Here is a 9,970-nt window from a genome sequence, read left to right as displayed (position 1 = left end):
GGAGGATCCGGAGTTCACCGCGGCCGTCGCCCTCCGGCTCGCGGCGTCGGGTGCGCCGCTCGCGGAGATGCGGGCGGCGTTCGCGCAGCTGGCCGCCGAGCACGGGGTGCAGACGACCATCCGGGTCGCCGACGACCTCTTCTGCTACTCGGTCGTCGATCGAGCGGCCCTGCCCGACGGGTGGGTCGGGTCGCTCGCCGCCGTCGCCGGGCCGCTCGGCTGGACGGTGTCGCTGCAGGGCAGGAAGGTCTACTGCGTGCCCGACGCCCTCACGAAGGGTGCAGCGGCGCATGAGCTCGCCGACCGGCTCGGCGCCGATCGGATCGTCGCGGCGGGGGACTCGCTGCTCGACGCCGACCTGCTGACGACGGCGGATGCCGCGATCCGGCCCGCGCACGGCGAGCTGGAGGACGCGGGTTGGCAGCGGCCGGGAGTCCGCGTGACGGCACGCTCCGGCGTGCTCGCCGGCGAGGAGATCGCGCTCTGGCTCTCCCAGGAGGCCGGGGCCTGACGCCTACTGCCAGGCGTCGCCTACTGCCACGCGTCGGGCGTCGCGCGCGGGATGGACGCGAGCGGCGACCAGCCCATCGCCTGCAGCGCGGCGCCCCACTGGTCGGACAGCCCGTACTCCGCCCGGGCCTCGAGGCGCCCGTCGACGACGACCACCGACAGTCGGAGCCTGGTCGAGGCGTCCGCGGCGCGGATGCTGCCGGAGCGGTAGGGCAGCAGCATCGTCGCCGTGTTGGCGGGCACGTCGATCAGCAGCCTGCGCAGTCGACGGACGTGCCGGAGGGTCACGACGACGTCGCCGTCGAGGGGGCGGACGAGCGAGCGGTTGCCGTGCAGCGGCATGTCGTCGCCGGTCGACGAGTCGCCCGGTCCGATGACGCCGGTGCGCTCCTCCACGTCCTCCCACGCCACCCGCTCCGCGCCCCGGACGACCAGCGCGCCGATCCCGGACTGCAGCGCGTCCATGCGGGCCACGGGATCGTCGGGGTCGAGCGTGACGATGCCCGTCACCCCCCGAGGTGGCACGAGCATCAGCGCGGCGCCGCGCGTCGGCGGAGGCGTGACCGCGGCGGGCGGTGCGGGCGAGGCGAGCACGGTGAGCGTCGCAGGGGGCGGGGCAGCCGGGGCAGCCGGGGCTGCATCGTGGTGGGTGCGGGGAGGGTGCACCAGGTCGAGGTGCGACCCGTCCTTCGGCACGTCGTCGGGCCGGCGTGGGAGCCGCCGCATCCACGGCGTCGCGGGCGCGCTCACGGCGTGTGGACGCGCAGCCCGTAGGCCCGGGTCACATCGGCGATGCCGCCGGCGAAGCCCTGGCCGACGGCTCGCACCTTCCACCACCCGTTGTGCCGGTAGAGCTCCGCGAGCAGCAGGGCGGTGATCCGCGGGTCGTCGACCTGGTCGAGCGGGAAGCGTGCGACCTCCACACCGGTCGGCCCGACGACGGCGATGCTGAGCCCGCGCAGCGCCACCAGCGACCCGGGGCGGCGGGGATCGGGGTTCACGTAGGTGAGGAACACGATCCGGTCGACGTCCGCCGGCACCGAGGCCAGATCCACCTCGATCCGCTCCATCTCGTCCTTCGGCACATAGCGGACCGCACCGGGCGGCACGGTCAGCTCGTTGAAGAAGATGAGGTGGTCGGGGCTGAGCGCGTGACCGTCGGCTCCGCACACGATCGCCGCGGCGACGGGCTCGGTGAGGGGGCCACGGCCGCCGAGCACCCGCCACGTGAAGGCCATCGTCACCGGGCCCGGATCGCGCGGCAGCACGGTGTTGGCGCCGGGGGTGAGGACGACGCTCACCGGTCGCCCTCCAGCTCGGACACCATGAAGCGCTCGGCCACGAACCGGCCGTGCAGGTCGAGCTCGGCCAGCGAACCGGAGCGGACCGTCGCGTCGAGGTCGCGGGTGGCGGACTCCAGCACCCGCAGCTGCCGGTCGAGCAGCTCGTCCGCCTCCGAACCGGGACCCCGTTGCGACCGCGCGATGGCCAGGTAGGCGTTCAACGGATCGCGGAGGTACTCGCCGGCGACGGAGTGCAGCAGGATCGACTGCTCGGCGGAGACGCCGCGGTCGCGGACGTGCGCGATCAGCGGCGCGAGCAGGTCGAGGATCAGCCGCAGCCGCGACCAGGCGGGACCCGGCAGCTCGCCGCCCGCCGCCCGCACCGCCGCGAGGGTGCCCGCCAGGGTGGCGCCGAGGTCGCCGTCCTCCTCCGCGTCGATGCGGAAGCCCGCGCCCGGCTCGCGGAGCGGCGCGACCGGCGCCGGCTCGGGCTCCCTCCGGCGGAACGGCCAGCCGTCGAACACCATCGGGGTCAGCGGCCCGGAGGAAGGCTGCCGCGCTGCGCGTCCGCGTCCTGGGCGCGCGAGCGCTCGAGGTAGGGCCGAGCGCGCGTGATCTGCTCCTCGAGTGCCCGGGAGGTGCCGGCGAGGTTCTCCGCCGCCTGCAGGCGGTACGTGTCCACGGCGTCCATCGTCGCGTAGATGTTGTCGAACGACTGCCGCAGCACGTCCATCGAGATACCCGAGGAGGAGGCCTGCTCGTGGATCTTCGCGGAGTTGTCGCGCAGCATCTCGGAGGTCTTCAGGATCATCGAGTTCGTGGTCGTGTTCAGCGCGTCGATCTGCGCGAGCACCAGCCGCTGGTTGTTCAGCGCCTCCGCGACGATGATCGCGTTCCGCAGCGCCGCCATCGTGGTCGTCTGCGCACCGTCGGCGCCGCGGATCAGCTGCTTGTTCGTGTCGATGATCAGCCCCATCGAGATGTAGGACTGCACCGAGACGGTGATCTGGGTCAGGATGTCCTGGTGCCGCTGCCGCACCGGCAGCAGGGCGTCCGTCGTCAGCGCGTTGGCCCGATCGGGATCCGTGCTCTTGAGGGATTCGATCCGCCCGCTGAGCTCCGCGTCGATGCGGGACAGCAGCACGGCGTCGCCGCCGAGGTTCCCCATCAGCTGCCAGAGGCCCTCCCGCTCCTTCTGCAGCGAGAGGTTGTCCTTGATCAGCATGTCCCGCCCGCGCGAGATCGCCTTCACGATCCCGTTCAGCTGCGCCTCGGCGCTCTGGTAGCGCTGGAAGTAGGTGGTCAGCTTGTTGCCGCCCGGGATCATGCCCAGGATGCGGCGCGGCCTGCTCAGCTCCGACGACGGCGTCAGCGCATCGACCTGCACGCGGAGGTCCGCCAGCGCGCCGGCCACCGCGGCCGAGCCGGAGTCGCCGGTGCCTTTCGCGCCCGCCGCCGACGTGGTGGAGCGCTTCAGGATCTCGGAGGAGACCTCGGAGGATCGGCGTACCTCGTCGCGGCCGAGGACCTCGATCTGCGCGATCTGCCCGGCGAACTTCGGGTCCCGCGGGTCCATCCCCGCGAGCTCGGTGGAGAACGCGGCGGCCGTCCGCTCCTTCTCCGCCCGCACATCGGCCGTGATCGGGACCAGACCGGGCGCGTCCTCGACCCGGACCAGCTCGGCCGCGGCGGGCGGTGCCTCGAGCGTGACGGGCGGCGAGAGGGTGATGCCGGTCGGCTCCGGCGGTGTCAACTGGATCGACATGAGCTGCCTTTCGTGCGTCCGATCAGGCTACTCGCGCCGATCTCGTCGACCGTCTGGACGGGCGGACGCGTCGAACGGGTTCCTAGACTGCGTGCTCGATGCGCATCGTCCCGTCTCCCTACGCCGCCGGTCTCGCCCGGACACCGGTCGCCCGCCACGACACCGTCGTCGCCGGTGTGCCCGCCGCATGGTGGGAGTACGGCGAGCCGGGCGACGGCCCGACGCTGCTGCTCGTGCACGGCTTCCGCGGCGACCACCACGGGCTCGAGCCGGTGGTCTCGTTCCTGCCCGGCGTGCACGTGATCGCACCGGACCTGCCGGGCTTCGGCGCCTCCCGCGCGCTGGCGGGGGAGCACTCGATCGACGGTTACTCGGCGTGGTTGCGGGCGTTCGCGGCGGCGCTCGGCCTCCGCTCCGATGTCGTGGTCATCGGCCACTCGTTCGGCACGATCGTGGCGGCGAAAGCGCTCGCCGACTCGCTGCCGGCGGCCCGGGCGATCCTCATCAACCCGATCGCGGCGCCCGCGCTGGCCGGGCCGAACGCGCTCGGCACCCGGCTCTCCTCCCTCTACTTCGGTGTCGGCGCGGCGCTGCCGGAGCGGATCGGCAACGCGCTGCTGCAGAGCCGGGTGATCACCCGTGGTGCGGGGGCGTTCCTCGCGAAGACGAAGGATCCCGCGCTGCGCGCCTGGATCCACAACCAGCACGACCGCTTCTTCTCGGCGTACGCGGAGAAGCGCGTCGTGACGGAGGCGTTCACCGCCTCCGTCACCCACGACGTCACCGAGTGGGCCGACCGGCTGACGCTGCCCGTGCACCTGATCGCCGCGGAGCACGACGACATCACGACGCTCGACGACGTGCGGCGGCTGCATGCGCTGCTGCCGGACGCGACGATGGCGGTGATCCCGGCCGTCGGGCATCTGATCCACTACGAGACGCCGCGCGCGGCCGCCGAGCAGATCGCGGCCGTCACGGGCGTGTCGGTCGCGTGACGCCGCCCGGCGCGGCGGGGATGCGTCTCGTCGTCGACTGCCGGTACGTGCGGCGCGACGGCCGGCACGACGGGATCAGCCGTTACACGGCCGGGATCACCGGAGGGCTCGGGCGGCTCGTGCCGCTCACGATGCTGATCGACGACGAGCGGCAGCTCGGGCTGCTGCCGGACCTGCCGTGGGTCAGGACCCGGCCGCCGACCTCGCCGCTCGAGCCGCTGATCCCGCGGGTCGTGAACCGGCTGCGGCCGGACGTCGTGTTCTGCCCGCTGCAGACCTCCGGGTCCGTCGGTCGCCGCTACGGGCTGGTGCTGACCCTGCACGACCTCATCTACTACCGGCACCGCACGCCGCCGGTCGAGTTCGCGTGGTGGGTGCGGCTCGGGTGGCGAGCGCTGTACGCGAGCTACGCGCCGCAGCGGCTGCTGCTGAACCGGGCGGACGAGATCGCCACCGTCTCCGAGACCGTCGCCGTCGAGATCGCGGAGCACCGCCTCACGCGGCGGCCGGTGACCGTGGTGCCGAACGCGGCGGACGGGGTGCCGCTCGCCGCGGCGGCGCCCGGACCCCGAGATCGGTCGCTCGTCTACATGGGCGCGTTCATCGGGTACAAGGACGTGCCGACGCTCGTGCGCGCCGCAGCGCTGCTGCCGGGATGGACGCTGCACCTCGCGAGCCGGATCGGCGCTGCGGAGCGGGCGCGGCTCGAGCAGGTCATGAGCGGCGCATCGCTCGTGTTCCACGACGGCGTGGACGAGACCGAGTACGCGGCGCTGCTCGATTCCGCGACCGCGCTGGTCTCCGCCTCCCTCGACGAGGGCTTCGGGCTGCCGGTCGTGGAGGCGATGCAGCGCGGCGTGCCGGTGGTGCTGACGGACATCCCGATCTTCCGCGAGGTCGGCGGCGACGCGGCCCTGTACGCACGACCTCGCGACCCGTCGTCGTTCGCCGCGGCCGTGCTGCGGCTGGAGGACCCGGAGGAATGGGCGCGCCGGTCCGCCGCCGCACTCCACCAGGCGGCCCGCTACAGCTGGGACGCCTCCGCAGCCCGCCTCCTGCCGGTCCTCGAACGCGTCGCCGCCACGCGGCGCTGAACGCTGTTCGCGGATCAGGCTCGTTTCGCGACGCGCCGACATTGCGATCGCCCCGGACGGCGCGTCGGCGAACGAGCCTGATCGGCGAAAAGTCAGTCGCGGGTGACGACCTCGTCGTCGGAGGGGAGGAGGTCGGCGGACCACGGGCGCCCGGCGAACTCGACCAGCTCGATGCCGCCGACCTGGTCCGAGGCATCCGACGGGTCGACGACGCGGAACAAATGGTCGGAGCCGTTCACGATCTGCTCCCCGCGCGCGGGCCAGACCCAGCCGGTCGCGTCGCGCACGAGCGAGCCGATGACGCCGCCGTGCGAGACGACGAGCACGCGCTGGCCGGGGTGGCGCGCAGCGATCGCGAGCAGCGCGGGCTTCACCCGGTCGATCACCTCGACCCGCGACTCCCGCGCCTCGAGACTGCCGCCCCACCGGGCGTCGATGTCCTTGCCGGTCATCCCCTCCGCCTCGCCGTAGTCGCGTTCGACGAGGTCGTCGACGAGCTCGATCGGGCCGATCCCGAGCCCGTCGGCGATGATCTGCGCGGTCTCCGCCGCGCGCGACAGCGGGCTCGCCACGACGGCGTCGAAGTGCTCGCCGGTGAGGCGCTCCGCGGTCGCGCGGGCCTGCCGGCGCCCCGTGTCGTTCAGCGGGATGTCGGTGCGGCCCTGGACCCGCTTCAAGCGGTTCCACTCGGTCTCACCGTGGCGCACGAGCACGAGGTCGGTCATCAGTGTCCATCCGGGCCGGGAACAGGGCCCGGAGAGCCTACCGACGCGGTCAGGAGGGCTCGGGTCAGGCGAGGAGGCGGTCTCGGAGGGCCGTGAGGGTCTCGGTCGTGCCCGCGTCGATCTTCAGCGCGGCGATACGGTCGCCCTTCGTCGCGCCTCGGTTCAGGATCACGATCGGCAGCCGGCGGCGGCGGGCCTGCTCGAGGAGGCGGATCCCGCTGTTCACGATCAGGGAGGACCCCGCGACGAGCAGCGCGTCGGCGCGCGTCACGATCGCAGCCGCCTCAGTGAACCGGTCGCGGGGGACGAACTCGCCGAAGAACACGACCTCCGGCTTCAGCGTGCCGCCGCAGACCGTGCAATCGGGGATCACGAAGTCGGCGACGTCGCCCACGTCGGCGTCGCCGTCGGGATTCAGCGTCGTCGTCGCGCCGGTGACGAACCACGCGTTCGCGGCTTCGATGCGCTCGGCGACCGCGCCGCGGGCGAACAGCTGCCCGCAGCGGAGGCAGACCACGCGGTCGACGGAGCCGTGCACCTCCACGACGTGCCGGGACCCGGCCTTGCCGTGCAGCCCGTCGACGTTCTGCGTCACGACGCCCTGCACGCGCCCGGCCGACTCCAGGTCGGCGAGCGCCAGATGGCCGCCGTTCGGCTCGGCGGCGACGAACCGCGCCCAGCCGAGATAGCTGCCCGCCCAGTAGCGCCGGCGGAACGACTCGCCCGCGAGGAACTGCTGGATCGTCATCGGCGAGCGCTTCGGGGCACCCTCGCCGCGGTAGTCGGGGATGCCGGAGTCGGTGCTGATCCCCGCGCCGGTGAGCACGGCGACGGTGCCCGACAGCAGCTCGGCGGCCCGGTCGAGCTGATCGGCGTCGGCGGACTCCGCATTCCGCTCCGCTCGGCCGCCCATAGCCTGGAAGCGTAATCAGCAGGGGAGGGCCTTCGATGCGGGTGCTGCCGCTGTCCGCGGACGGGCTGAGCGACGCGGCCCTCCGCGACTTCACGCGGCTCACCGACGTCGCGCTGCGCCGCCTGCTCGAACCCGCGGGCGGGCTCTACCTCGCCGAGTCGACCAAGGTCATCGAGCGGGCGATCCGCGCCGGCCACCGTCCTCGCGCGGTGCTCACGCGGCAGGAGTGGCTGCCGCAGCTCGAGCCGCTGCTCGCGGGGTTCCCGGACGTGCCCGTGCACGTCGGCGGCACCGACGTGCTCGAGCAGCTGACCGGGTTCCACCTCCACCGCGGCGCGCTCGCCTCCATGCACCGGCCCGGTCTGCCCGAGCCGGCGACGCTGCTCGAGACGGCCCGCCGCGTCGTCGTGATCGAGGACGTCGTCGATCACACCAACGTCGGCGCGATCTTCCGCAGCGCCGCCGGCCTCGGCGTCGACGCCGTGCTCGTCACGCCGCGCTGCGCCGACCCCCTGTACCGCCGCAGCGTGCGGGTCAGCATGGGCACCGTGCTGCAGGTGCCGTGGACGCGCCTGCCCGAGTGGAGGGAGGCGGGGCCGCTGCTGCACGACGCGGGGTTCACCATCGCGGCGCTCGCGCTCTCCGACCGCGCGGAGGACCTGGACGTGCTGGCCGCCGATCCTCCTGAGCGGCTCGCGCTCGTGCTCGGCGCGGAGGGGGACGGGCTCAGCCGCGCGGCGCTGGGCGTCGCGGACCGCCACGTCCGGATCCCGATGGCGCACGGCGTCGACTCCCTGAACGTGGCCGCGGCGGCCGCCTTGGCGGTGTGGGCGACCAGACCTCGCTGATCCTGCGACACCCTGCCCCCCGTCCGGGGGTCGCCGACGCGTCCTCCTACACTCGTTCGATGCGGGAACCGGGAACGCCCCGCTACGGGCTCCGCCGCTTCTTCGCCGCCGTCTCGGTCAGCCTGATCATGATCATCGGGATCGGCGTGCCGGTGTCGATCGTCGCTCCGGTGCCGCAGGCGCGGGCCGAGGTGTCGCAGGAGACGCGGTCCGCGACCCGCGCGGCGGCACCGGTCTTCCCCTCATTCGGCTCGTCCGCGATCGCGGCGGTCGGGATGGACGGGGTCCTGGCGAAGCACGGGCCGCAGTCGCCGCGGCAGATCGCGAGCATCACGAAGATCGTGACCGCGCTCGTCGTCCTCGAGGCGAAGCCCATCGCGGCGGGCGAGCAGGGCCCGACGATCACGTTCACGCAGCGGGACGTACAGATCCTCAGCGACGTGCTGGCGCGGAACGGCTCCTGGCAGGCGGTGCAGGCGGGCTGGAGGTCCAGCGAGCGCGCGGCGATCGAGACGATGCTGATCCCGTCGGCGAACAACTACGCCGAGTCGCTGGCGGTGTGGGCGTACGGCTCGGTGCCGAAGTACCTGGTCGCGGCTCGGGCGTTCCTCGCCGCGCACCACCTCGACGACACGACGCTCGTGGACACCAACGGCCTCTCGGCGGGGGACACCAGCACGCCGAGCGACCTCGTCGAGCTGGGCGAGATCGCGCTCGCCGACCCGGTCGTCGCGGCGATCGTGCAGAAGCCCACCGCGGACGAGCCGAACGTCGGCGACATCAGCAACACAAACACGCTGCTCGGCAGCCACGGCGTCAACGGCATCAAGACCGGCACGTACGACTCGGTGAAGGCCAACCTGCTGTTCAGCGCGCAGGTGAGGGTCGGCACGCGGACGGTGCAGCTCGTCGGGGTGATCCTGGGCGCCAAGGACCATCCGACGCTCGACGCGCGGGTGCCCGCGCTGCTCACGAGCGCGAAGCGGAGCCTGCACGACGTCTCCCTGGCGACGAAGGGTCAGGCGTTCGCGACCTACCTGACCGACTGGGGCGGCGTCGGCAAGGCGGTGGCGTCGGAGGACGTCAGCCGGCTGGTGTGGGGGCGGGCGAAGGTGCAGCGCTCTGCCGCCGTCGAGTCGATCACGGGCGGCCGGAAGGGGGAGCGGGTCGGCCACGTCACCTACCTCGTCGACGGGAAGGCGGTCACCGTGCCGCTCGTGCTCGACCGCGACGTGCTCGCGGCGCCCGTCTGGTGGCGGCTGACCCACCCGATCCGCTGAGCCGGCGCGCTCAGACGCGGCCCCGCGAGGTGGCCAATTGCCCCGCCGAGCGACAGGTGCCCGTGCGCGCCGCAACAGTCCCGGCGGCGGACAACTCGCGCCCTCCTCGTCCCGTCGCAGCGTCCGCCCTCCCCGCCCCGCGAGTCCCGTTGGTCGAGGTGCGAGCGAAGCGAGCCTCGAGACCACCCCGGCGCGGCTGGACGGTGTTCGCTGTGGGCGGAGCGGCGCGCTGTGGAGGAGACGAATCCGCCCTCATGAACGGGTCCTTTCCCGAGACAGTGTCGGAGCCCGGTGATCGGATACTGATGTGCACGAAGCAGCCGATCTCACCGCCGCGCTCGCGGCCGTGACCGCGGTCGCGCCCCGGTTCCTGACCTCCTCCGACACCGAGTTCCTCGCCGACCTCGAGTTGGTGGAGCGGATCGGGAGGGTCGTCGACGGGTTGCGGGTCACTGGTGCTGCGGAGGCGGAGCACCGGTCCCGGAAGACTCTCGGGGAGGACTCCCTGGCGTTCCGGTTCGGTGCCCGCGACGGGATCGAGCTCGTGCAGTTGGTGA

General features: G+C 73.1%; 11 protein-coding genes and 1 pseudogene. 6 read left to right on the top strand and 6 right to left on the bottom strand.

Annotation, left to right across the window (positions count from 1 at the left end; translation table 11 throughout):
- Nucleotides 1-511: pseudogene (locus tag ACFE67_RS11990) on the top strand (HAD family hydrolase); the annotation flags it as partial.
- A 20-nt stretch (nucleotides 512-531) separates the two neighbouring features.
- Here ACFE67_RS11990 and ACFE67_RS11985 read toward each other — a convergent pair.
- Genes ACFE67_RS11985 through ACFE67_RS11970 form a run of 4 tightly spaced genes read right to left on the bottom strand, consistent with a single transcriptional unit; the run spans nucleotide 532 to nucleotide 3,558 of the window.
- Entirely contained in the window at nucleotides 532-1,260 is a 729-nt protein-coding gene (locus ACFE67_RS11985) for a hypothetical protein (protein WP_375407109.1), read from the bottom strand.
- Nucleotides 1,257-1,811 carry a TerD family protein gene (locus ACFE67_RS11980; protein ID WP_375407108.1) on the bottom strand — a complete coding sequence of 185 codons (555 nt, stop codon included), beginning with the start codon at nucleotides 1,809-1,811 and terminating at the stop codon, nucleotides 1,257-1,259. The genes ACFE67_RS11985 and ACFE67_RS11980 overlap by 4 nt, the downstream gene beginning before the upstream one ends.
- Nucleotides 1,808-2,320: a hypothetical protein gene (locus tag ACFE67_RS11975; RefSeq protein ID WP_375407107.1), complete on the bottom strand. Its 513-nt coding sequence runs from the start codon at nucleotides 2,318-2,320 to the stop codon at nucleotides 1,808-1,810. The genes ACFE67_RS11980 and ACFE67_RS11975 overlap by 4 nt, the downstream gene beginning before the upstream one ends.
- A 5-nt stretch (nucleotides 2,321-2,325) precedes the next feature.
- Entirely contained in the window at nucleotides 2,326-3,558 is a 1,233-nt protein-coding gene (locus tag ACFE67_RS11970) for a toxic anion resistance protein (protein WP_375407106.1), read from the bottom strand.
- 98 nt (nucleotides 3,559-3,656) lie between these two features.
- On the opposite strand from ACFE67_RS11970, the gene ACFE67_RS11965 reads away from it, so the two are divergent.
- Both ACFE67_RS11965 and ACFE67_RS11960 read left to right on the top strand, forming a co-directional pair.
- Entirely contained in the window at nucleotides 3,657-4,553 is an 897-nt protein-coding gene (locus ACFE67_RS11965) for an alpha/beta fold hydrolase (RefSeq protein WP_375407105.1), read from the top strand.
- A gap of 20 nt (nucleotides 4,554-4,573) precedes the next feature.
- Nucleotides 4,574-5,647 carry a glycosyltransferase family 4 protein gene (locus ACFE67_RS11960; RefSeq protein ID WP_375407110.1) on the top strand — a complete coding sequence of 358 codons (1,074 nt, stop codon included), beginning with the start codon at nucleotides 4,574-4,576 and terminating at the stop codon, nucleotides 5,645-5,647.
- A gap of 92 nt (nucleotides 5,648-5,739) precedes the next feature.
- On the opposite strand, the gene ACFE67_RS11955 is transcribed toward ACFE67_RS11960, so the two are convergent.
- Entirely contained in the window at nucleotides 5,740-6,372 is a 633-nt protein-coding gene (locus ACFE67_RS11955) for a histidine phosphatase family protein (RefSeq protein ID WP_375407104.1), read from the bottom strand.
- Between the two features lie 64 nt (nucleotides 6,373-6,436).
- Nucleotides 6,437-7,285, bottom strand: coding sequence for an NAD-dependent protein deacetylase (locus ACFE67_RS11950; RefSeq protein WP_375407103.1), 849 nt, complete (start codon nucleotides 7,283-7,285; stop codon nucleotides 6,437-6,439).
- Nucleotides 7,286-7,320: 35 nt separating this feature from the next.
- Here ACFE67_RS11950 and ACFE67_RS11945 point away from each other — a divergent pair, with 35 nt between their 5' ends.
- The 3 genes from ACFE67_RS11945 to ACFE67_RS11935 all read left to right on the top strand — a co-directional run.
- Nucleotides 7,321-8,133 carry a TrmH family RNA methyltransferase gene (locus ACFE67_RS11945; RefSeq protein WP_375407102.1) on the top strand — a complete coding sequence of 271 codons (813 nt, stop codon included), beginning with the start codon at nucleotides 7,321-7,323 and terminating at the stop codon, nucleotides 8,131-8,133.
- A gap of 59 nt (nucleotides 8,134-8,192) precedes the next feature.
- Nucleotides 8,193-9,413, top strand: coding sequence for a D-alanyl-D-alanine carboxypeptidase family protein (locus ACFE67_RS11940; RefSeq protein ID WP_375407101.1), 1,221 nt, complete (start codon nucleotides 8,193-8,195; stop codon nucleotides 9,411-9,413).
- Between the two features lie 307 nt (nucleotides 9,414-9,720).
- The coding region (locus ACFE67_RS11935; protein WP_375407100.1) for a hypothetical protein at nucleotides 9,721-9,970 on the top strand (250 nt) is incomplete at its 3' end.

Source organism: uncultured Amnibacterium sp., assembly GCF_964244015.1.
Taxonomy (GTDB): Bacteria; Actinomycetota; Actinomycetes; order Actinomycetales; family Microbacteriaceae; genus Amnibacterium.
The sequence above is the reverse complement of the archived record's forward strand: the minus strand, read 5'-3'. Positions and strand labels throughout refer to the sequence as shown.

Bases quoted from the DNA above. Each gene is read 5' to 3' on its own strand.
- ACFE67_RS11975 (WP_375407107.1), bottom strand. From the start codon at position 2,320: ATGGTGTTCGACGGCTGGCCGTTCCGCCGGAGGGAGCCCGAGCCGGCG.
- ACFE67_RS11970 (WP_375407106.1), bottom strand. From the start codon at position 3,558: ATGTCGATCCAGTTGACACCGCCGGAGCCGACCGGCATCACCCTCTCG.
- ACFE67_RS11965 (WP_375407105.1), top strand. From the start codon at position 3,657: ATGCGCATCGTCCCGTCTCCCTACGCCGCCGGTCTCGCCCGGACACCG.
- ACFE67_RS11960 (WP_375407110.1), top strand. From the start codon at position 4,574: ATGCGTCTCGTCGTCGACTGCCGGTACGTGCGGCGCGACGGCCGGCAC.
- ACFE67_RS11955 (WP_375407104.1), bottom strand. From the start codon at position 6,372: ATGACCGACCTCGTGCTCGTGCGCCACGGTGAGACCGAGTGGAACCGC.
- ACFE67_RS11950 (WP_375407103.1), bottom strand. From the start codon at position 7,285: ATGGGCGGCCGAGCGGAGCGGAATGCGGAGTCCGCCGACGCCGATCAG.
- ACFE67_RS11945 (WP_375407102.1), top strand. From the start codon at position 7,321: ATGCGGGTGCTGCCGCTGTCCGCGGACGGGCTGAGCGACGCGGCCCTC.
- ACFE67_RS11940 (WP_375407101.1), top strand. From the start codon at position 8,193: ATGCGGGAACCGGGAACGCCCCGCTACGGGCTCCGCCGCTTCTTCGCC.